The sequence below is a fragment of the Streptomyces sp. 8N114 genome (genome assembly GCF_052245835.1).
Lineage (GTDB): Bacteria > Actinomycetota > Actinomycetes > Streptomycetales > Streptomycetaceae > Streptomyces.
On sequence record NZ_JBQQBT010000002.1, the window covers coordinates 121,626 to 143,796 of the forward strand.

At 71.3% G+C, this 22,171-nt stretch carries 14 protein-coding genes and 1 pseudogene; 7 read left to right on the plus strand and 8 right to left on the minus strand.

Translation table 11 applies throughout. From position 1 onward, the window contains the following. Positions 1 to 185: 185 nt before the first annotated feature. The 5 genes and pseudogenes from ACTWQF_RS06125 (at position 186) to ACTWQF_RS06145 (ending at position 4,196) form a co-directional block, all read left to right on the plus strand. Complete coding sequence (locus ACTWQF_RS06125) at positions 186 to 650, plus strand: serine/threonine-protein kinase (RefSeq protein ID WP_443277802.1); 465 nt, start codon at positions 186 to 188, stop codon at positions 648 to 650. A 481-nt stretch (positions 651 to 1,131) separates the two neighbouring features. Next, positions 1,132 to 1,659 (plus strand): annotated as a pseudogene (locus tag ACTWQF_RS06130) (outer membrane protein assembly factor BamB family protein); the annotation flags it as partial. A gap of 22 nt (positions 1,660 to 1,681) precedes the next feature. Beyond that, the gene (locus ACTWQF_RS06135; protein ID WP_443278494.1) at positions 1,682 to 1,891 is read left to right on the plus strand and encodes a hypothetical protein; all 210 of its coding nucleotides are present in this window, start codon (positions 1,682 to 1,684) and stop codon (positions 1,889 to 1,891) included. A 23-nt stretch (positions 1,892 to 1,914) separates the two neighbouring features. Beyond that, on the plus strand, positions 1,915 to 3,768 hold the full coding sequence (locus tag ACTWQF_RS06140) for an outer membrane protein assembly factor BamB family protein (protein ID WP_443278474.1): 1,854 nt from the start codon (positions 1,915 to 1,917) through the stop codon (positions 3,766 to 3,768). Positions 3,769 to 3,935: 167 nt separating this feature from the next. Further along, entirely contained in the window at positions 3,936 to 4,196 is a 261-nt protein-coding gene (locus ACTWQF_RS06145) for a WXG100 family type VII secretion target (RefSeq protein WP_443277804.1), read from the plus strand. Positions 4,197 to 4,318: 122 nt separating this feature from the next. On the opposite strand, the gene ACTWQF_RS06150 is transcribed toward ACTWQF_RS06145, so the two are convergent. Further along, entirely contained in the window at positions 4,319 to 8,746 is a 4,428-nt protein-coding gene (locus ACTWQF_RS06150; RefSeq protein ID WP_443277806.1) for an FtsK/SpoIIIE domain-containing protein, read from the minus strand. Positions 8,747 to 8,924: 178 nt separating this feature from the next. Between ACTWQF_RS06150 and ACTWQF_RS06155 the strand changes: the two genes are divergently transcribed. Both ACTWQF_RS06155 and ACTWQF_RS06160 read left to right on the plus strand, forming a co-directional pair. Then, positions 8,925 to 9,227 (plus strand): hypothetical protein, encoded by a 303-nt coding sequence (locus ACTWQF_RS06155; RefSeq protein ID WP_443277808.1) that lies wholly within the window; start codon positions 8,925 to 8,927, stop codon positions 9,225 to 9,227. Further along, complete coding sequence (locus tag ACTWQF_RS06160; RefSeq protein ID WP_443277810.1) at positions 9,227 to 10,954, plus strand: hypothetical protein; 1,728 nt, start codon at positions 9,227 to 9,229, stop codon at positions 10,952 to 10,954. Before ACTWQF_RS06155 ends, ACTWQF_RS06160 begins: the two co-directional genes overlap by 1 nt. Positions 10,955 to 11,011: 57 nt before the next feature. Here ACTWQF_RS06160 and ACTWQF_RS06165 read toward each other — a convergent pair whose 3' ends face one another. The 7 genes from ACTWQF_RS06165 to ACTWQF_RS06195 all read right to left on the minus strand — a co-directional run bounded on the left by ACTWQF_RS06165 (position 11,012) and on the right by ACTWQF_RS06195 (position 22,017). Continuing rightward, positions 11,012 to 11,260, minus strand: a complete 249-nt coding sequence (locus ACTWQF_RS06165) for a hypothetical protein (RefSeq protein WP_443277812.1) — start codon at positions 11,258 to 11,260, stop codon at positions 11,012 to 11,014. A 34-nt stretch (positions 11,261 to 11,294) separates the two neighbouring features. Then, positions 11,295 to 13,307, minus strand: coding sequence for a hypothetical protein (locus ACTWQF_RS06170; RefSeq protein WP_443277814.1), 2,013 nt, complete (start codon positions 13,305 to 13,307; stop codon positions 11,295 to 11,297). Positions 13,308 to 13,462: 155 nt separating this feature from the next. Beyond that, positions 13,463 to 14,971 (minus strand): protein kinase domain-containing protein, encoded by a 1,509-nt coding sequence (locus ACTWQF_RS06175; protein WP_443277816.1) that lies wholly within the window; start codon positions 14,969 to 14,971, stop codon positions 13,463 to 13,465. Continuing rightward, positions 14,968 to 17,490, minus strand: a complete 2,523-nt coding sequence (locus ACTWQF_RS06180; RefSeq protein WP_443277818.1) for a DUF3488 and transglutaminase-like domain-containing protein — start codon at positions 17,488 to 17,490, stop codon at positions 14,968 to 14,970. Before ACTWQF_RS06180 ends, ACTWQF_RS06175 begins: the two co-directional genes overlap by 4 nt. After that, positions 17,487 to 18,662 carry a DUF58 domain-containing protein gene (locus tag ACTWQF_RS06185; protein WP_443277820.1) on the minus strand — a complete coding sequence of 392 codons (1,176 nt, stop codon included), beginning with the start codon at positions 18,660 to 18,662 and terminating at the stop codon, positions 17,487 to 17,489. The genes ACTWQF_RS06180 and ACTWQF_RS06185 overlap by 4 nt, the downstream gene beginning before the upstream one ends. Next, on the minus strand, positions 18,662 to 19,669 hold the full coding sequence (locus tag ACTWQF_RS06190) for an AAA family ATPase (RefSeq protein WP_443277822.1): 1,008 nt from the start codon (positions 19,667 to 19,669) through the stop codon (positions 18,662 to 18,664). The genes ACTWQF_RS06185 and ACTWQF_RS06190 overlap by 1 nt, the downstream gene beginning before the upstream one ends. Continuing rightward, positions 19,660 to 22,017 carry a fibronectin type III domain-containing protein gene (locus tag ACTWQF_RS06195; protein WP_443277824.1) on the minus strand — a complete coding sequence of 786 codons (2,358 nt, stop codon included), beginning with the start codon at positions 22,015 to 22,017 and terminating at the stop codon, positions 19,660 to 19,662. The genes ACTWQF_RS06190 and ACTWQF_RS06195 overlap by 10 nt, the downstream gene beginning before the upstream one ends. Positions 22,018 to 22,171 lie beyond the last annotated feature (154 nt).

Below are 22,171 nucleotides of genomic sequence, written 5' to 3' on the forward strand. Positions count from 1 at the left end.
AGACTGGAGGCGGACGCCGCCCGCGTCATCGGTGGCCACCACGGCGCGCGCGTCATCGACGCGGACCCCCTTGCCGAGACCCCGTGGCTGGCGACGGAATCCGTGCTGGGACCACCCCTGGACGAAGCCGTCGCCCTGTGCGGTCCACTGCCCGAGGACGCCACCCGCGCACTCGGTGCCCGGCTGTGCGAGCCCTCGCCCAACTGCACGCCTCGGACGTCGTCCATCGCGATCTGAAACCCTCCAACATCCTGCTGGCCGCAACCGGGCCCAAAGTCATCGACTTCGGTATCGCACGAGCAGCAGGCGACGACCGGTTGACCCGTACCGGAGCGGCAGCGGGCACCCCGGCGTTCATGTCCCCGGAACAGGCGACCGGCACAGAGCACACGCCAGCCGGCGATGTGTTCGCGCTCGCCGGTGTTCTCGTCTTCGCCTGCACCGGTCATGGACCGTTCGGGCGCGGCCGGACCGCCGACCTGCTCTACCGCGTCCGCTACGCCGAACCGGACCTCTCCCTGGCCTCGGAGGGACTCGTCCCCCTGCTGGAGCACTGCCTGGCGAAGGACCCGCAAGAGCGCCCAGCGACCGGGGAACTGGCCACCGCCTTGCAGGACGGCCCTGGGGGAGTACGCCGACTCGCTGCCTGATGCCGTACACGCAGAGATCCTGCGGCGCAGCACGGCCGTCTGGGACATCCAGCAGTCACGTTCGGCCTCGCCGACAGCCAACTCCCCGGCGCCGCCTGACGGCTCCGCAGGCATCGGCCCTGCCCGCCGCCGCATCCTCACGCTTGCCGGCGGCGGGGTCGTGGCGGCCGCCGCGGCCGGAGGCATATCGGCCTGGACGCGATTCGGCGGCGGCTCCGAGGGCAACACCGTCGGGGCCGCCCCCTCCCCGGCGAAGCCGGCATCCGCACCGAAATCCCGCTGGGAACGCGAACTTCCGATCCCTGGCGTGGACACCCTGCTGTCGGCCGGAGAGCAGGTGGGTGTGAGGGGCACTGGCGGGGAGCTCGCCCTGCTGTCCGACGGGGGGGAAGATCGTCGGCACCGAGAAGGCAGTGTGGTCCGCCATTGCCGACGGCGGCCGGATCTACGGGCTGCAGGGTGAGGAAGCGCGGCTCTGCGCTTGGAATACACGAGACGCGAAGTTCGGCAAGCCCGTCACCGACGTACGGGACCTCATGGGCGGAACCGGCCCGGAAAGCGCCGCCGCTGTGCCGCTCTGGGCGCCGGAACGGGAAAGCAGCGATGGCGGGGCAAGGTCCCCCACGACGCGATGGTGCTGGCGGAAGCCGACGGCTTGATCGTCCTGGCCAGCTCGGTCGACGAGAAGGTGTGGGCGATCAATGCAGAGACCGGTAAGAGAGCCTGGGACATGTACATCCCCTACGGGCGCGAGGTGCGCACCTCCGGGGCCGACGCGCGCGGAAATGTCTATCTGAACCTCGACGAGATCTACGCACTGCGCATCGCGGACGGCAGGACCATGTGGCGATTCGGCAAGGGCCGGAAACATGACGCCGAGTCTTCGGACGTGGCGGAATATGGAGCCCCCGTTTTCGCGGGCGGCACCGTGTACGCCCTCGAATCAGGCAACGGAGTGGTCGCGCTCGACGCCGCAAGCGGCAGGATCCGTTGGGAGATCGAGGCGGAGGTGGCTTCTCGGATTCCGGTCGATGCCGTTCCCGCAGTCGGCAACAGATACGTCTACTTCCCCCTCCGACGGCCCCTCGCTCATCACCGCCGTCGACCGGAAGGAACGCAAGGTCGGTTGGACCTCGGTCGGGAAGGACGACGAGGAGGCACCCACTCTCCTCGCCCACCGCCGTTCCGGGCAGCTCGTCGTCGCCACGGGCAGCCGGGTCTTCGGTCTTCCCCTCAAGTGAACGAACTCTCCGTGGAGTACGCCATGAACCCCCTAGGCACCGGTGACCCCGTCCGTCTTGGCCCGTACCGGCTGGTCGGTGTGCTGGGGGTCGGAGGGATGGGGAAGGTGTATCTCGGGCGGGACGGTGGGGGCAGGCCGGCGGCGCTGAAGGTGCTGCGGCCGGAACTGGCGTACGACGCGGGCCTGGTGCACCGGGACCTGAAGCCGTCGAACATCGTGCTGACGTCCGGCGGGCCCTGCGTGATCGACTTCGGTATCGCACGGCCGGAACACGGGCTGACCCTCACCACCACCGGGCAGGTGCCGGTCACCCCCGGGTACGGGCCGCCCGAGCAGGTGCTGGGGCAGCGCGTCGGCCCGGCGGCGGACGTGTTCGCTCTCGGTGCTGTGCTCTCCTTCGCGGCGACGGGCGAACGAGTCTTCACCGGGGAGCATGTGGCAGCGGTGCAGTGCGAAGTCGTCCACGGGCAGCCCCGGTTGGGCGGGCTGCCGCCGGAGCTGCTGCCGCTGCTCGCGTCCTGTCTGGAGAAGGACGCCGGCCGGCGTCCCGCGCCCGATCGGCTGGCTCAGGCGCTCGCGCCGCCCCGGGGTGCGGAGCGGGCGTGGCTCAAGGGCGCTCTCGCCGAGGACGTCGCCGACCGGGAGCGTGCCGCGCGTCGGTTGACCGCTCTGCCCACCGACGGGCCGACTGCTGCCGGGCCACCGGAAGGCAAGCCCTCGCGGCGGCGGCTGCTCACCGCCCTCGCGGGCGGCGGTGCCCTGCTGGCCGCAGGCGGCGCGGGCGCCTGGTACTGGCTGGGCGCCGACGAGAGCGGCGAGGGCGACGGGGCGCATCAGTGGGATGCGAAGCCTATGTCCGGGTACGAGAACGGAAAACCTCCCACCCCGCTTTGGGGCCCGTACGCCGTGGCCCGTGACGCGGGCCCGGCCCCGCTGCCCGTACGCGACGTGGTGGTCGTAGCTGCCAAAAGCGGCGGTCTGCACGCCTACGACGTACGCAGCGGCGGACGGCGCTGGAAGGCCCCCGTCTCCCTGGCGGCCACCGCCGGACCGCTGTTGATCTCGGCGGAGGAGCAGCCCACGGTGCTGGGCATCGGGAAGTCGGGTGAGGTCTTCGGCCTCGACCCGGAAGCGGACGGAGAAGAACGGTGGTCGGCTTCGGCCGACGCCGCCGTCCTGCTGGCGGCCGACGCGGAGGCCGCTTACCTGGTCACCGAGGGCGGCAAGCTCCGCGCACTCAGCCTCACCTCGCACAAGCGGGTCTGGACGGTACGGCTCCCCGTCCGCTCCACGGACCGACAGCCTGCGCGGGCGGCGGTGGCGCGCGGGCGGCTGGTCGTCCATGGCGCGGACGGCAAGGTAGTCGGCGTCGATACGGCGAACGGCCGTACGGTCTGGGGCCCTCGGCAGCAGAGCAAGGTGGGTGCTGCACTCGTCCCTGCCGTCGCTGGCGGCCTCGTCTACCTCGGCGGTCACAGGCTCACCGCGCTCGCCCTCGCCGACGGCTCCAGGAAGTGGACTGTGCCGGCTGCCGAAGACAGCGGCTGGGGCGCCCCGGCGCTCGACGGCAAGGTGCTGTACGCGTCGAACGGCGCCGACGTCGAGGCCCGCAGCACAGCGGACGGCGCCGGAAAGTGGACGGTGACGCTTAACACGACCACGCTCCCTCCCGACGCGCCCACGGTCCAGCGGGGCACGGCGTGGGTCGCCCTGCATGAGGACGGCACCGACGGCATGGTCGCTGTCGACACCCGCAAGGGCACACAGGCATGGACCTATGTGCAGGGCGCCGCCGGCCCCTGGCAGGCCACCGCTGCGGGAAACCGGGTCTTCCTCCTCCAGGGCGGCACCCTGACGGCCATGCCGGTGTTCTGATGGGGGCCGGCACTCTCCTTGTTGCTACGCAGTTGCACCGCGCAGCAGCCGGGCGCGACAAGGCCGTTGACGGGCTGTGACACGATCCGTACCCGGTTCGCCGCGGAGTGCGTTAACGTGCTGCAAGACGTGTCAATGCCGGAATACGGGGAGGGTTCCCTATGGGGATGAACGGTGCTGATCTGCAGCAGCTGCGGGATCTGGCGGGCAAGTTCGACGGTGACGCCACCACGCTCCAGGGACTGATCAACAGCCTCCAGAGCGCCTGCACCAGCAGCGGCGGCTACTGGAAGGGTGGCAAGGCGGACCAGTTCCGTACCGAGTGGGAGGGGCTGAAGCCGACCTTCGACAGGTTCGTGCAGACGCTGCAGGACGCGGGACGCGCCGCCCGGACCAACGCGGACAACATCGACCACGCCACCAACTGATCCACCACTGATCAACCGCTGACCGATCCAGCACGGACGGGCCGCAGCCGCTGTCGGCTGCGGCCCGTCTGCGTGTGCGGGGTGCCGGCCCCCGGCGGCGTACGGGGGCCGGCACCCGGCGCTCAGACGTCTGTGACTGCCTGCACCGGCAGCATCTCCCCGCTGAGCACCAGCAGTCCGCGGCCCGCGACACCGGAGGCGGTGGCGCGGGGGAGCCGGATGTTGAACAGCTCGCCCTCCGAGTTGTTCTGCGGCGAGAGCAGCAGCCCGCTGCGGGCGCGCCGGGATTCCCTGACGAAGCCGCGGTACTGCGAGGTCAGCGAGTCGGTGGTGCCGGCAGCCACCAGCCCGTGGCCGCCGTCCACGCCGCTGCGCACCACAGCCTCCAGCACGGAGTCCAGCGGCGTGTCGTAGACCAGTTCGGCGTCGTCGACGACGACCGCGTACCGGCCGTCCTCGGCGGCCCGCTCCAGCAGCTCCTGCAGCGGCGCCGCGTCCGTCGTCTCCCGTACCACGCCCAGCACCCCCGGCTCGTTCTCCAGCTCGCGCAGCGGCGAGCGCTTGGGGGTGACGACGACGAGGGGCAGACCCGCGCGCAGCAGCGACCGCGCCGCCGCGCACACCGAGGTGGAGCGGCCCGACTTGGGCGGGCCCGCGATGACGAAGCCGGGGCCGTGCTGGGACAGGTCGACGCCGAGCGGGCCGAGCTCGTCGCCGCCCACGCCCACCAGCGCCCACAGCGGGGACGGCGGGGCGAACTCCGGGTCCAGCGCCAGTGCCTCGCTCGTGGTGGCGCGCCCCGGAAGGGCGTCCACCCGCATGGGGCGCAGGCCGCGTGGTGGACGGCCGTGCGTGGTGGCGGCCCGCTCGGCGATGCGCCGGATGGCGCTCACCTGCGCCTGGCCGGAGGGGTCCGGGTCCAGCAGCGCGATCTGGCTCTCCAGCACCCCGTCGTCACCGGGCTGCAGAGTGCGGCCCGGCGGGAGGTGGGAGGGCACCTCCCGGGGCGTCAGACCGGCCGTGGTGTAGTCGTTGGGGTCGGCGAGCCGCAGGATGAGCCGGTCGCCGAAGGAGGAGGAGACGACGCCCGACAGGCCGCTGCGCCCCGCGGTCATCACCACCCGCAGACCGACGGAAGGCCCCTCGCGGAACAGCTGGGTCATGGCGTCGACGAGCTTTCCGTAGTCGTACGACTCGAAAGCGGCGGTGTAGCTCTCCCAGCCGTCCAGCAGCAGCACCAGCCACGGAAGCCGCTCCTCGGGAGAGACGGCGGACGCGCGCTGTTCGGCGACGTTGGAGGCGCCTGCCCGCGCCAGGATCTGCTGGCGGCGGGCGATCTCAGTCTGAAGCCGGGCCAGCAGCCGGGTGAGCCGGTCGGGCTGGTCCCGGGTGACGACAGCGCCGCAGTGCGGCAACACGGAGAGCGGCACCAGCGCGTTGGAGCCGCAGTCCACGCCGTACAGGTGCACATCGGCGGGGGAGGCGATGTCGGCCAGCGAGGCGGCGATCGTGCGCAGGGTTGTCGAACGGCCCGAGCGCGGCCCGCCGATCAGCAGCAGATGGTCGCCGTCCACCAGATCCAGGGTCAGCGCCTCGCGCGCCTGCCGCGCCGGTACGTCGGTGACGCCGAACACCGCGGGCGGCACATCGCTTCGGCGGTCGGCCGCAGGGCGGGGCACCTCGGCCACCGTCACCAGGTCGGACAGCGGCTCCAGCCAGGGCCGGTACGGTTCCTCGCACTTCAGCGTTGCGGCACTCTCGCCCACGGCCTCGACAAGCAGTGCCAGGTCCGTCAGCGGATCGTCGTCCGGGCGGCCCGACGGCTTGGGCCGGGTGGGCGCCGGAAGGCCCAGGTCCGGCCAGGCAACCGGCACGGCCCACGGCTCGCTGGTCTGCTCCGCGGCCGTCTGCGGCCTGCGCCCGCCGACGCGGCCCGACTGGAAAGGCAGCAGCGAGGACGCGCCCAGCCGCACCAGCGCCCGCCCCGGAGTGCTCTTGGAGATGTACGCGGAGTCGGGTGCGTCGATGACGTCCTGGCTCTCGGAGTTGTCGGTCACCCGCAGCGCGATCCGCAGGTTGGTGTTGGCGCGGATCTCCGGCGAGACCACACCGCTGGGCCGCTGGGTGGCGAGGATCAGGTGGATGCCCAACGAGCGGCCCCGCTGGGCGATGTTGACCAGGCCCGTGACGAAGTCCGGCAGCTCCCGGGCCATCGAGGCGAACTCGTCGACGACGATCAGCAGCCGGGGCAGCGGCGCCAGGGACGGGTCCCGGCGAGTGGCCCGGTCGTACGCCTCGATGTCCTTGGCGCCGACCGGCTCCAGGATCCGCTCGCGGCGCCGTACCTCCGCGTCGAGCGAGACCAGCGCCCGCTTCACCAGGTGCGAGTCGAGGTCCGTCACCATGCCGACGGTGTGCGGCAGTTGCTCGCAGCCCGTGAAGGCGGCGCCGCCCTTGTAGTCGACGAGTACGAAGTTCATCGCGTCCGGCCGGTTGACCACCGCCAGCGACGCCACCAGCGTTTGCAGCAGCTCCGACTTGCCGGATCCGGTCATGCCCGCGACCAACCCGTGCGGCCCGTCCCGCACCAGGTCGATGGTGAACGCGCCGTCGAAGGAGGCGCCGACCACGGCGGCGGTCGACCGGCCGCCCGCAGCCCAGCGCGCCGTGATCGCGGCGGCCGACGGCGGCTCCAGGTCCAGCAGATCGAGCAGCCTGCAGGAGTCGGGCAGGGCGCCGGACTCCTTCTCGCTCACATCACGGACCGGCGCCATGGCGCGCGCCACGGACTCGCACCAGGCGGGCGGTACGCAGTCAGGGCGTACCGACTGCACCAGGTTCTCGCCGAACTGCGACACCTGCAGCAGCCCGAAGTGGTCCTCCTCCACCAGCGCCCGGCACTCCTCGGGCAGCAGGCCCCGGTCCGCGTCAAGACACACCAGGTGAATCCCGAAGCGGGGCCCCTCGCGAAGGAGTTGGGTCAGCCCGGGCAGGGCGCGCAGCCTGCGGGAACCGTCGAGGACGACGAGCACGGACGGGCCGCGCCACTGGTCGTCGGCGCCCGGCCGGCGTTCCCCGGCGGTCTCCTGGCGCGCGCTCAGCAGTGCCAGCAGCTCGCTGATCCGGCGGGCCACGCTCTCCATCTCGGTGCCCAGCAGCGCCACCGCGCTCTGGCCCTCGCGCCCGCGTGCGTGCGGCAGCCACCGCACCCACTCCCAGCTCTCGCGGCCCGACGGGTCGGTCAGCACACAGATGCTCAGGTCCGTCGGACTGTGCAACACCGACGCCTGTGCGACCAGCCAGCGTCCGACGGCGCGGGGCAGCTCGCCGCGGCCCGCCACGCCGAGGATGCCGTGGGTCCGCAGCGGGATGCTCACCGGGACGTCGGTCAGCATCCGCGGCTCGGTACGCCGGTGTTCCTGCTGGTTGGGGTCGCTCACCTCCACCTCGGAGGGCAGCGCGCCGGTGCCGACGCGCAGCACGCCGTAGTCGTCGTCCTCCAGCCGTCGCTCCCACAGCCGCTGCCCGGGTCCGGTGGCGACGACATACAGCTCGGCCGGGTCGGGGCAGGCCAGCCGGCGCGCCGCCGTCTCCTCGGCCATCGCCTTGAGCGCCTGGTACTCGATGGAGACCTTGTGCTGCTCGTACTCGCGGAGCTTGCGGCGGTGCGACGTCCTGCCGTGCCGGCGGTCGTAGAAGTGGTTGGCGACGAGCGTGACCGGGGTCAGCACGGCCATGATCATGTAGATGGCGCTGCCGAGTATCACCACCATCGCGATGGCGGCCAGCAGCGGCGCCAGCGCGACCGCCCACGGCAGCGGTCGCTTCTCGGACTGCGTGGGCCTGGACGGCAGTTGGAACTGCGTCTTACGCGCTGAGGGCTTGATCCGCGGCGGCCGGTTGTAATCCAGGCCCGTACCGTCCTGTGAGGGCTTGAGCGCGGCGTTCGGGAAGCTGGGCTCGCGCAGCTCGAACAGCGAGTGCCCGGCGGCAACCACGCCCCGCTGCCGCCACGTTCCGGGCTGCTCCAGCTGGTGGCCGTCCATCGTGACGCTGCTGCCGAACGCCGGGGTGACGGTCACCGTGCCGTCGACGGCCACATCGATCTCGCAGGCCGAGCTGGGCAGCGTGCTGTCCGCCGGCCGCACCCACGCCTCCGGCCCACTGCCGACGACGGCGACCCCCGGGCCCAGCCGGTACACCCGCCCCGCGTCCGGGCCGCCCACCACCCGCACTTCCACGGGGCCTTGCGCTTCGGGCTGCGGGCATGCGCCGGGCGCTCCCACGGAGACCGTCGCGCCGTCCCGGACGGGGGAGTCGGCCACCGGGAGGGCGGGGTCGAGGGGGTAGCCGTTGACGAAGAGGGCAGGTGCACCGCCGTCGCCGCCCGGGGCGCTGCCGTCCGGGTGGCCGCGGTCCGGTGCGGTGCCGCCCAGCTGCCGGGCGACCTCCCGCGCGACGGTCCCGACTGCGGCGTCGGGCTCGACATCCACCAGCAGGTCCGCACGCCGCCCGCCCGCGGCGTCGGCGGCAGTAAGCCGCAGTTCCATATGAGCTCCCCCGGGGTCGGCCGGTGTCCGTTCCGTGGTCCAGACTCGTCGGCCATTGCACTGATGCGCTCTGCTCTGCGTAGCAATCATGCAACAGAGCGCTCGCGTCCAAAAGTTCGTCCTACGATCGAGATACCGCTCAACGGTGGCTGATCAGCAGGGGGGAACGTTGGGAGCGATGAGACCGGGGGAGACACCGGAGCAGGCGCGGGCTCGGGCCTTGCGCCTTCGGCAGCACGCGGCACAGGCCCGCACCCTCGCCGGTTCGCTGGGCTCCACGCTGAGCTCGGGGGTGGCCAAGGCGACTGCCGACGGCGTGTGGAGCGGCCCGTACGCCGAACGCATCACAGGAACGCTGCGCAACTACCAGGGCTCGCTGGAGGGCATGGCCAACGGGCTGCGCACCAGCGCGCAGACCTGGGAGAACCAGGCCGATCTGCTCGACCAAGAGGCAGCTGCGGCCGGTACAGGGGGTCGCTGATGGGACAGTTCCAAGGCTTCGATCCGGCGAGGGTACGGGAGCTGGCCGGGCACCTGGACACGGTGGCCGGCTCGATGGTGCCCTTGCACCGGCAGCTGACACAGATCTTGGAGGCGGCAGCCAACGATGTGGCGCCGCAGCGGGTGAGCACCAGCCCGGAACTCGACCCTGTGCTCACCACCCTCCAGATGCCGGGTGGAGCGCCGCTGCCGTTGCCGACGACATCGAGCGTGACCGACTTCCCGGTGGAACTGTTTCCGCATTCCATGTCGGCCGGGGCGCTTGCCGCCGGGCCGATGCCCGGCTCCGTCGATCCGTTCCTCCGCCAGACGGCGACCGACATCCGTACCAGGATCGACCGGCTGGAGCAGGTCGCTCAGGCCGCCCCGCTCGGCGCCCAACTGGACGCGGGCGGCCTGTTCGACGCTCCGGTCGACCTCAACGCCACACCGAAGCCGAACGCGGGCGAGGACGCGATAGCCCAGTGGTGGGCGGGTCTGACACCGGCGCAGCGCGAGCAGTACCTGTACCTGAAGCCGGAGGTACTGGAGACGCTCAAGGGGCTTCCCCCGGAGATCCAGCAGCAGGCGGCGAGTCTGGCCTACTTCAAGGTGGTGCCCTACAAGACGTCGAGCGAGGAGAGTTCGGGCGGCGTCAAGCTGTCGCTGGGCATCTTCGAGATCGGCCAGGGCTTCGCCTTCCGCACCGAGCAGATGAGCGACGGCACCTATCGCGTCACGATGATCAACAACGGGCAGGCCGGGGTCAAGGTCGACAACGGGGGAGCGCTGACTCTGAGCGGTGCGGTCAAGCTGGAGATCGGCGACACCTGGGTCTTCAAGGACAAGGCGGAAGCGGACCGGCTCCAGCAGGACATCCACCAGGTATTCATGCTGCGGCAGCAGGAGATGGCGCCCGACATGAACCCCATGGGCGTTGCCACGATGGAGATCGACAAGATTCTGAAGCGGATCGGTGAGCCACAGATCAAGACGGGCACGCTGGGGACGGAGGCGAGCCTCGAGATCGCAAACGGGAACCTGACCCTCAACGCCAAGTTCGCCGGCAACATGTCCACCATCACCAGCACCCTCCCCGGCAAGCCCCCAACGGTGACGGAGAGCCGGGACTTCGTCGTGGAAGGCACGGCCACCGCGGGCAACAACGGGAAGAAGGTCGAAAGCGGGGGTGTCCTCAACGGCACGATCCAGGTGGTCCGGGACAAGAACAACCCGGACCCCAACACCAACATCACCGCTGTCCGGCTCATCCGGACAGTGGAGGGGAAGCTCAACGGATCGTTCGGCGGCGAACTCGACGTCAAGTCCGCAGAGGTCTCCGGCTCCTACAAGTCGGGGGGCACCAACGCCAACGTCGTGACGGTCAATGTGCCGATCGGCGCAGCCGCCGACGAGCAGGCCGCCGCGCGGCAGTGGTTGCAGACTCCGCCCGCCTCCGCCCTGATCAACCCTGGCGTCCCGTCCGGCCCGCCGGCTCCCGACGCGGACCTCTTCACCAAACTGGCGCACCAGCGGGGGCAGGTGAGCGCTGTCTCCTACCAGGGCAAAGCCACCGAGGTGAAGGCGGGCGCAAAGGTGACGATCGAGGGCATCCCCTTCGGCTTCGAGGGCACAGTGGGGGCGAAGGAGGATCACGTCGTCGGTCAGCAGTATCTCGGACCCCCCGACCCGAAGACCGGCGAGCGGCGGTTCGTGCCCATCAACTGAGTCGCCGGATTTCCCGGCGACTCAGCCGATGTGCTTGAACGGCTGTGCACGAACGTCCTACTTCGGCTCTGCCTCCCCGGCCTTGGTGATGAGCCGCTGTTCCTCCGCCGGGTAGGAGTCGAAGAGGTAGCCGAGCGAACTCATGCGGCCGTTGAAGTCGCCGGCCCAGTTGTCCGCCGAGGTGCCCGTCCAGGTGTCGGGGCCCATCAGATCGGTCACCTTCTTCGCGGCCGTGCGGATATTGCTCACCGCGGTCTCGATTTTCGCCATGTCCTGTCTGCAGAGATCGGCTTCCGACTGGCCCATGTTTCCCCCTTTGTCAGTTGGCGCGGGTTTCTTGTCAGTTGGCGCTGTTTCCGCGTTCGAAGGCGTCCCGCATACCGTCGTCGAATCCGTCCAACGTGCCGCCCTGCTCCGCCGCGACCTGCTGCCACCAACTGTTGAAGTCCGTCAGATCGGCTGCATCGTCGAGCGTGATCTGTCCGTTCGACCATTCCGGGTGGTTCTCGGGGGGCTCGATCTCTCCGCTGATGACCAGGCCCTGCAGCAGTGGCAGCCGCATGGACGACTGGTCGTCGTAGAACTTCGATCCGGACTCGTCCTGGTACTTCTGGGCGTTGTCCGTGGAGAAGCTTTCCTTCACGGCGGGCAGGCCGGCCGTGATCGCTGTCTGGACCCACCCGAGTGGGTCCGGCCCCGGAACGGCGGTGATGGCGCCACCGACCGAGTCCACCCACAGCACCGCCGTCTTGTTCGCCTCGTCTTTCAGCTTCGCCGCGTCGAGACCCACCTGGTCGGCGCCGGCGGTCACCACGCCTTGCAACTCGGCCAGGTTGTTCAAGTAGGTCGTCGCCTCGGGAGAGTCCATTCCGTGCGCGGCCGTCAGGGAGATCTGTGCGTTGACGGAGTTGACCAGGTGTCCGGCGTCGCCGCTGTTCTGCGCGATCACGCTGATGAAATTCAGCGCCGTCTCGTGGCCCACGATCAGCATGCCCGCATTGTCCGCACCGGTCGCCGGCGCTGCCGCCTGGTCCGAGGGCATGCCGTGGGACTGGGCGAAATCAGGCACGTACGTCGCGAACACCTGCGCCAGGGCGTGGGTGATCTGACCAGGGACCGGATACTGCGACTTCTCGTAGTCGCTCTTGTCCTTCTCGTCGCCGTACTCGGCCGCTCCCGCGTTGATGACGTTGGCCGCGGCCTCGGCCGACTCCGCCGGGTGTCCGGCCCGGTCCGAGGTGGCGGCGGTGATGACGGCGGCCGGCCACTGGGCCTCGTTGAACGACTGCGGGCCCGGAGTATGCCACTTGTCGTCGACCAGCACTTTGGCGTGATCGTCGCCGTCAGGGCCGGTCAGCAGCAGGCGGGACGCGTCCGGGTTCTCGCTGACGCGCTGCATGAGGATGACCGAGGGGTCGTTGGCGGCGATGGCCTGGATGCGGTCGGCGGCGTCGTCGGCACCCACCGTGATGTACGAGACATCCAGGCCCAGGCTGTCGTACCAGGGGTTGTCGCCTTCGACGTAACCGCCGGGGACGTATCCGGTGCCCAGGATGGTGGGCTCGGAGTAGTTGGGACGCATCTGCTGATTCGAGCGCCAGTCCAGCATGGCGCCGCCGACCGTGGACAACACCTTCGGGTCCCACTTGTCGCCCGTCGGTCCGTACTGGAAGAGCATGCCCACCGACCACATGTTCCCGTTTGGGGGGTTCGTCAGCGGCTCCAAGTACGTGGACGACACATTGATCTTTCCCTGCTCGGCAAGGCTGGTGGCGGACTGCACGGCCAGCCCGAAGTTGGCGAGAATCTCCTGCGAGTCCGAGGAGAGCACGGTGCTGCCGTGGGTGCCGTCCTGGTTGTGAAGGAACTCTGCCACCTGTGCCGACGCGTGCAGGCCCCCGTTGTTCACGAACGCCTGGAGATACGCCGGGTCGTCCGCGTGGTCCTCGAGTGACTGGGACAGCATCTCGATGGTGGTGCGGGACTGTGGATTGTCGGGGTCGTTCAACGCCTCCAGCAGGGCGACTGCCTCCCGCTGTCCCTCCAGCGCGGTGTCGATCTGCGAGACGTCCCACTGGATGTTGACCCAGTTCGTGTGCGGGCTGTTCGCCGAGGTGAACCGGGGCTGCAGCAAGAGGCTGTAGGCAAGGGAGGCCCGCAGCGCCATGTTGTGTGCGTCGTCGGCGACCTGGGTGGTCTGCTGCGTCAGGACCGACTGGCTGAGCGCCCCCTCCCACTTCGAGAACAGGCCATGAATGGTGCCGCCTTCCGTGTCCAGCGCGTCCGCCAAGCCTTGCAGTGCGTCGGCCAACTCGCGCAGCCGAAGTGGATCGACTCCGGTGAACTCACCCATCCCGCTTGCTCCCCCCGTTGTCGGCCGACGGCGCGAACCGCACCGCCGTACGCCGCAAAGCTGCTGAGTACGGCATTTTCCCCCGCTCCGCACGGTGGAGCAGCAGCCGTATTCCGCCATTGTGACGTGCCGCACTGACATTCGCGGGGGGCCGCTCAGCCGGGTTGCTCCCCCCTGTCACACACCGACTCCGCCGAAGCCAGCCCCACGCTGCCGTCGGCGGTCTGTACCAGTGAGGTGACCACGTAGCAGGAGCCGGGCTTGACGGGCGGGGAGGAGAAGATGACGCTCGGCTCGTCCGCGTTGGTGTTCTTCACCTTCACCGTCTCGCCGTCGCGGGACTGCGCGGTGATGGCGTAGCCGTAGACGGGCTGCGGTTTCTTCGGTTTGCTCCAGACGACCTGCACCTGCTTGCCGACCCTGGTGACCTTCACATCCTGGGCTTGGAAGTCCGGGACCTGGCCCCTGGGCAGTGGGTGCGCCGATTTGGCCGGTTTTTTCGGGGGCTTGTCGGCGTTCTCGTGCTTCGCCTGGTTCGCGGACCGCACCAGGAACAGCGCCAGCCCGGCCCCACCGACCAGCAGCAGTGCCCCGACGGCGGCCAGCACCCGGTTGCGGGTGCGGCGGCGGCGTGCGACGGCCTCCGGCGAGTCGGGGTCGTCGTCCGTCTCCGGCGGCGGCTCGGTCAGGGCGTCGTCGGCGGGGTCCCAGCCCGGGAGCGGAATCTCGGGGTCGGCCTCCGGTTGCAGATCCGGAACCCGGGACGCACACGAGACGGGCAGCAGCATCCGCAGGATGCGGTGCACCTCCGTCAGGGGCGGCCGCCCCTCCGCGTGCGGAGCCGTCATCCGGTGCAGCAGCGCATACAGCGGCTCGGGCACATCGCCGCGCGGCAGCCGGGGCAGCTCGCCTGCCAGCACCGCCTCGTACGGCGCCGAGCCACCCTGGCGTACCGCCTCAGCGCGTGCGGGCTCACCGGCCAGCAGCGCGTACAGCGTCGCGCCCAGCGCGTACACGTCGGCGGCGGGACCGGGGGCCTCCCAGCCGAACATCTCCCGTGCCGCGTACGCCGGGTCGAAGACGGCGCCCAGGGACGGTACGGCACGCTGGAGTACGCGGCCGAGCGCGTGCCCGGCCAGCAGCGGACCGCCTTGGGCGTCGAAGAGGATGTTCGCCGGGCGCACATCCAGGTGCAGCACGCCGCGTCGGTGCGAGGAGTGCAGCGCCAGGGCCAGCCGTACGCCGATCACCAGCACGTCCTCGACCGGGAACGGGCCGGAGGCGGCCAGCCGGTCCTGGGCCGAGCCGCCCGGGCAGAACTCCTCCACCACATACAGCTGTTCAGCGCTGGTGGCTCCGGCGTCGATGACCGTGGCGGCGCACGGGTGCTTGGCGGCAGCGCCGGCGGCCAGCAGCTCGGAGTGCGCGGCGAGGCGGCGCGCGGGGTCCTCCACCCTCGGCGCCGGCACCTTGACGGCCACCTCCCGGCTGCTCGACACCTCCTGGCACAGCACCACCGTGCTGAGCGCGCCCATGGCGAGAACTCGCCGGGGCCGGTAGCCGTCGGGCAGGACAGGCACGTCGGCGGATGCGGAGGGAGCCGCGGCGGCGGGGCCGGTCGTACCGACCGTCTTCGCGGTTCCCCAGCTCGGTGTGGCGTTCACTGGCGTGCTCCTGATCGGCTGTGACGTAGCAACGTGCGGGGCCGCAGCGCCCGTTTGACCCGCTCACGGCGCGGTACCGTCCGCGCGACGACCTCCTCGATCGCATCGCAGTGCCGCCAGGCGGCGTCCGCGGTCGCCTCGTCGGGCGTCCGGCCCCCATAGCCGACCTCGTTCACCAGCCTGGCCAGCGCGGGCAGTTGTTCGCTGCTGCTGCCGCCGATCCGCTCGGTCCCGAAGGCCGCCACCTCGGTAGCGGTGTGCGCCGCGGTGGGCGGCAGCCCGATCTCGGTGAGCCGGTCGACGATCTGCTGCCAGGCGCCCAGCACCCGCTGCCCCGGATCGCGGGCGCCACGGCGCCGGCTGCGGATGCGGTACGGGGCCCAGGCCGCATAGCCGCAGTACCCCAGGAGCAACACCAGCACCGCCAGCGGCGCGTACGCCCACGCGGGCAGTCCGCCGCCGTCGTCCGGTGCCGCCTGGCTGTCCCGGTCCTTGCCGTCGTTCTGCTGCTTGGGCGGTACGGACGGCCGGGGCTTTTCGGCGATGTCCCGGTCGGCCTTCTCGCGCTCCTTGGGCTGGCCGGCCGGCGGGACGGACGAACCGTCCTCCGACGCCTGCCCCGGCGTCGGATAGAACGGCACCCAGCCGACGCCCTTGAACCGCACCTCCGGCCAGGCCAGCGCGTCCCGCCCGGTCAGCTGCCTGGTGCCCTTCTTGTCGGCGCCGTCCGCGCGGAAGCCGACCGCGACCCGCGTCGGCAGCCCCAGCGTCCGCGCCATCACGGCGAACGAGGCGGCGAACTGCTCCGAGGTGCCGTGCTTGCCCGTGGTGAGGAAGAACTCCAGATTGCGATAGGCGTGCCCGGGAATCGACTTGGGGTCGAAGCGGTAGCGCTCGCGCAGCCAGGCGGCGAGCTTGTGCGCCTGCTCGTACGGGTAGCTGCTGCCGGCCGTGGCGGTGGCCGCCAGCTTCGAGAACGTCTCGACCGCCTTGATCGGCTTGCCCGTCGCGTCGGTACGGGGCAGCGTCGTGTACGCGGGCCCGTCCGGCACGGCCGCGTACTGCAGCCGCTTCGCGTCGAACACCGGCGCCTGTGAGACGGCGGTGTAGGACAGCCCGCGATTGACCCGGGTACCGATGGCGCCGCCCTTGCCGAGGGCGAGCACGCCGCTGGCCGGATCGACGGCGAGCTGCCTCGCCTCGGGGTCGGCCCCGTCGCCCTCGCGCTTGCCGCTCTTGCCCTTGCCGTCCCTGCCCTTGGTGCTCTTGCCGGTGATCTCCACCGAGGAGGGCCGGTCCGCGGCGGGCAGCCAGATGCCGGGCAGGTTCTGGACGGTCACCCGCTGCTCCACGCGCTCGCGGCGGCCCGGGTCGGCGCCCAGCTGCGGGGGCACCCGGCCGCCGGAGCGGGCGAGTTCGGCGCCGGACGTCCACTTCACTCCGTCGTAGCGGTCCAGCACGGCGAGCCGCCAGTTGTGCTCCTTCCCCGCGGTCCGCGCCGTGAACAGCCGCGTCTGCGGGTGCTGCAGCCAGGCACCCACCTGGTCGAGGGGGCTGGTGGACTGCGGGTGGACCGTGGGCGGGCGCACATCCTCGCGCAGGTCGAACGGCTCGCGCGAGGACAGCCCCGGCAGCCGCGGCCCGAGCAGCGCCGCGGCCAGCGCCAGTACAGCGACGACGGGCAGCCCGGTGCTCAGCGCCCGTACGGTGCCGCGCCGGGCCGCCCGCGACCGCAGCAGCACCAGCAGCGCCGTACCGGCCACCAGACCCGTCGCAGGCAGCGTGTTGGAGCTGGGCCCCGAGACGCCCAGCACCAGCGGAAAGCCGAAGGCCAGCACCGGCGGCAGCGCGGGCAGCAGCGGGGAACGGGTCCGCAGCGCCAGCTCGGTGGCGGTGAGCGAGGCCAGCCACACCACCGCGTGCGGCAGTACGAGGAAGTCAGGGCCGGTCGGCGCGGGCAGGATCGTGGTGAGGATCGCGTGCGGCGAGTCCAGCAGCGCCGAGAAGACCTCACCGACGGCACCGCCCGAGGCGAGCCCGCCCGCCGCGTCCTGGAACAGCGTCACCCGCGCCGTCACCAGCCACACCACGGCACCCAGCACCAGCGAGGGCCACAGCGGCGCCGGGCGTCCCTTGCGGCCCTGTGCCAGGAACAGCCCGGCCGCGAGGGCCATCGGCACCAGCACGGCGACGACCAGCACGGGCAGCAGCGGCCCCGTCGGGAACACCCGGTGGAAGCCAAGACCCGCACCGGCCAGCAGCCCGGCGACGGGCAGCAGCGACCACAGCCGACGGCGCAGCGACAGCCGGTGCGGCGCCGGCTGGGCAGTCCGCACCCGGCCGTCGTCCGGCCCGCTGCCGGTCGTCCCGTCGTCCGTGCCCTGGATCGTCGGCGCCGGGCCCGGCACTTCGGCCGCCGTCGGACGTGGTGGCGCCCACGAGGGGCCGTCGTGACCGGCGGAGCCTGCGGGGCTCACGCCGGGCAGCGCGGCGGTACGGGGGCTGGAGGCCGGGCTCATCGCACCGCCTCCCAACGCCAGGCTGCCAGCAGGGAATCGAGCCCTGTCACCCGCAGCTGCGGAACATCGCTGCCGACACTGGGCGGCTCGTGCGGGTCGTCCTCCGCCTGCGCCCCGGCCCGCAGCACCACCGTCCGGTCGAACCGGCGGCGCACCCGCTCCAGTGCGCTCAGCCCGGTGACATCACCCGTGCCGGTGATGACGGTGAGGGAGCCGCGGCGGCGCGCCCGCTCCAGATCGTCGAAAGCCCCCGCCGCCGAAGTGCGGTCCGAACGGCGCACCAGCGCCAGCCGGTCCAGCAGTGCTTCCGCGTCGTTGCCACCCGCGCCGTCCGTGCGCAGCACCGGGCCGGTCTCGCTCAGCACATCGACGGGGAAGTTGGAGCGCGCGGCGGCGAACGCGACGGACGCGGCGCTGTCCACGGCCAGTTCGAAGTCGTCCTCGGTGCGGTAGGCGGTGGCCCGGGTGTCCAGTACGACCGTGGTGTGCGGCAGCGAGACGTCCACCAACTGCTTGACCATCAGCGTTCCGGTGCGGGCCGTGGACCGCCAGTGCACCCGCCGCAGATCGTCGCCGAGCACGTACTCGCGCAGCGCGTGGAAGGTCAGCGACCCTTCGTCCGCGGTGTCCGAGGTCGGCCCCTCCACATGGTGCGCCGTGCCCGAAGGGAGGACGGGCAGCAGACACACCCGCGGCCGCACCAGCAGGGTGTCCGTACCGCCCTCGCCGGGCCCGAAGACCCGTACCCGGCGGGCCAGTCCGAGCGGGTCCGTACGCTCCAGCCGCAGCGGGCCCAGCGCGATCCGGCCGCGCCGCTCGGTGGGCAGCGCATAGCGCACGGTGTGCTCGGCGTCGGCTGCGAGCGGCGGCACCTGGAGGGTGAGCGGCAGCTCGCCGCACCTGTCGGTGGCCTCCATCCCGCGCCGGGTGCGGCGCCCGGTGTTGCCGAGAGTGACGGAGCCCTCGGCGCGGTCCCCGCGCGCCACCTTGCGCGGAGTGACCCGGCGGCGTGCCGTCAGCTGCGGCGAGCGCCCCGTCCAGACGAGAGCCACGCCCACCGCGAGCAGGCAGCCGACCCCGAGGATCGCCGCCTCCGCGTAGCCGAACCCGTACCCGACCCCCGTGAGTGCCGCGCCGCCGACCAGTGCCCCCCAACCTGTCGGCGACAGCATCAGCCGTGTGCCCCCGCCTGCGGTACCGGAACCGTGGCCAGCGCCTCGGCGATGACATCGGCGCTGCTGCGGCCGCTCAGCTCCGCCTCCGGGGTGAGGATCAGCCGGTGCGCCAGCACGGGGCCGGCCAGCGCCTTGACGTCCTCCGGCAGCGCGTACGTACGCCCCTGCGACGCGGCCCGCACCCGCACCGCACGCAGCAGTGCCACGGAACCGCGCGGGCTGGCGCCCAGCCGCACCTCGGGCAGCTCCCGGGTGGCCGCGACCACCCGCACCAGGTAGTCGTACAGCTGCGGCGCCACCTGGATCTGCCGGGCGACCTGGATGAACTCCGCGACATGCTTGCCCGTTGCGATCGTCGGCAGCTGCTCGATGGCCGGTTGCGACGCCGCGCCAGACAGCACGGCGACCTCCGAGGCGTGGTCCGGGTAGCCCAGGGTGACCTGCATCAGGAACCGGTCCAGCTGCGCCTCCGGCAGTGGATAAGTGCCGCCCATGTCCACCGAGTTCTGGGTGGCGATCACCATGAAGGGGCGCGGCACCGGGTGGGTGCTGCCGTCCGCGGTGACCTGCCGCTCCTCCATCACCTCCAGCATCGCGGACTGCGTCTTGGGCGAAGCGCGGTTGATCTCGTCGCCGAGCACGATGTTGGCGAAGACTGGACCCGGCAGGAACTCGAACGTGCCGGTGTTCTGCCGGTAGATGGTCACCCCGGTGATGTCCGAGGGCAGCAGGTCGGGCGTGAACTGCACCCGGTGCCAGTTGGCTTCCAGGGAGGCGGCCAGACAGCGGGCCAGCGTCGTCTTGCCGGTCCCCGGTACGTCCTCGATGAGCAGGTGTCCTTCCGAGAACAGGCACACCAGTGCCAGTTCCACGGTGTCCCGCTTGCCCTTGACGACCCGCTCGATGTTGTCGCCGAGCGCGTGGAAGCACTGCGCGAGCAGCGCGACGGACTCCGCGGAGGCGGGGGCGGCGGGCGCGGCCGGTTGGTGATGTTCTAGTCGCACTGCCAGACCTCCGGGGAGAACTTACCTTCGCGATGATTGCTGGTGCCGACCCACAAATCGCTGATGTAGGCGGTGCCGCCTTCCCACTCGATGCGGTCCCAGACGTCGCTCTTCCACTTGTGCGTGTCGTGCTCCTCCGGGCTGCCCTTGACCTGGCAGATCACCTTCAGCTCGGGAGTCTGTCCGGCGGGAATGCTGCCGCGGCGCGTTCCGCCCTGGGTGGTGGGCTCGCTGCGGACACCCACGTCGTCGCCGTCGTTCACGTTGTCGGCGACGCGGATCGTCTTCGTGTTGGACAGATTCACCTGCTGGACGACGCTGCCTCCCGAGCCGGCCCCGTTCTTGGCGGCGATCGTCACGTTGTACGTCTGGAAGTTGCGCAGGTTCCGCAGCGTGGCCTGGGTGTTGCGCGGGTTGTTGTCCTGGTCGGGACCCGCGCCGGTGACGGTGTACGTGGTGCCGTTCCCCGCGTTGGCGGGCGCCTGCCAGGTGAGGTCGATGCCCTTGCCGCCCTGCGGGAACGTGTACTTGACGTTCTGCGGCTGTCCCGGGGCCACGCACGGCCGGGCGGGCCCGGAGCGGCCCGATTCGACCTTCTGTCCGTCCGAGAACTCCGCCTCCACGGTGAAGGTGTACTGCTGGTCGCAGGAGCCGCCGTTCACCTCGAAGGTGAACGGCCCGCCGGGGCCGGTTCTGCCCGGCTTCACCTCGGCACCGGGCGGCGCGCCCTTGAGCCGGTACCCGGTCGGCTTCACCCCGGAGGAGGGGGCGAAGGAGACGCGGATGACGCCGGAGCCGGACTCCGCCTGCGGGACGCCGGGCGGCTGCGGCTTCGCGGGCTCGTCCTCGTCCGGCCCCGAGGGCTTCGGGTCCTTCGGCTTCGGTACGGGTTTGCCGGGCTTGTCGCTGCGGCCCGGCTTCTCCGCCGGAGCGTCGGGGCCCGAAGGCGTATCGTCCCGGCCCGGGCCCGAGGGTCCCTCGGGCAGCGGGTTGGGCGCTTCCGGGCCCGGTGCCGGGTCGCGGCTGCCGTCGTCACCGGGACGGTCGTTCTCCTTGGGCTTACGGCCGGAGGGCACATCGGTGTCGTACTTGTGCACGCGGTTGACGCGCCCGGACGAGTTGATCACCACGGCGGTCGCGTTGTCCGCGTCGTTGACCCACAGCAGTCCGTCGCGGACGAACAGGCTCAACTTGCCGGGCTTGCCGGTCACCTTGACCGGCTTGGTGATCGCGGCCTCCTCGGTGTCGTAGACCTTCAGCGTCCCGTTGCTCTCGTCGGGCACGTACACCTTCGAGCCCAGCACCTGCGGTGTGCCGTACTCGTGGTTCGAGGAACCCACGAACGCGGTCGTCAGCGAGCCCGTACGGGTGTTGACCAGCGCCATCCGGCCCGAGTTCTTCGCCAGTACCGGCACCACGTCCCCGGCGGTCGCCGCGGGGACCAGCACCGAACCGGTCGGCGCCTTGGTGATGTTGTCCGGCAGCTTGAAGCGCATCCCGCTCCCCGTGCGCTTGAGCAGCGTCACCGTGCCACCCTTGGTGTCGGTCACCACCGGGCGGCCGTCGGCGAGGGTCATCACCAGCGTGGCGGGCTTGCTGCTCTTGCCCGCGACCTTGATGCCCGGCGCCTTCTTGCCGTGCGGGAACGGCACGACCGTGCCCTTGCCCGGCACCGGAACCCACAGCGTGCCCTTCGGGTCCGCCACCGCCTTGCCCAGCGGTCCCGAGCCCAGGTCGACCGGGGCGCCGATCGGCGTCGTACGCACCGGATCGATGCGCTGCACCCGCGCCTTGACCGGGTCGACGAGATAGGCGTACCGGCCGCCGGACACCAACTGCAGCCCCGTCCCATAACGCGAGGACTGCTCGACGGTCAGCTGCGAGGGATCGATCCGTACGAGCTTGCCGGTCTTCTCGTCCAGGACGAGCACTGTCTTGCCGTCCTGCGCGATGGAGACCGGATGGTCGCCCATCCCGGGCAGCTTCACCTTGCCGTCCACGTCCCCGGTGAGGCCGTTGGCGTGCGCGGCTTCGCCGGTGCGGGAACTGGTCAGCCAGGCGCCGACGTCGGCCAGATCGGGCACCGCGCCTGCCTTGCCCGAGCCCACCACGACGGACGTACCGACCAGCGCGCTGACCGAAGCCAGCGCGATATAGCCGGTCGCCCGGCGCCGGTTGGGCCGCACGGCCGTCCAGGCGGACCTGGCCAGCGCGGCACAGCGCTCCTTCAGCGCCGCGAACCCGCCCCGGCCGCGCTCCTGGTCAGCCTCTTTCGTCTCGTCGACCAGCCGCCGCGGACGCAGTCCCGGCGTCCGGCTCTCCTCAGAGCTCCCCCGAGCATCCGGCATCGACAGTCCCTCCCCGTCACCCGCATCCACGTCTCGACCGCGGTGCGCCGCCCTTGCAGGTTATCCAACCAATCGCCCTCATGGTCAGCGCCCTTCGCTGGCTGTGACAGGAGTATGACGCAATGGCCATGCTGTGACCGCTGATCAAAGCCGG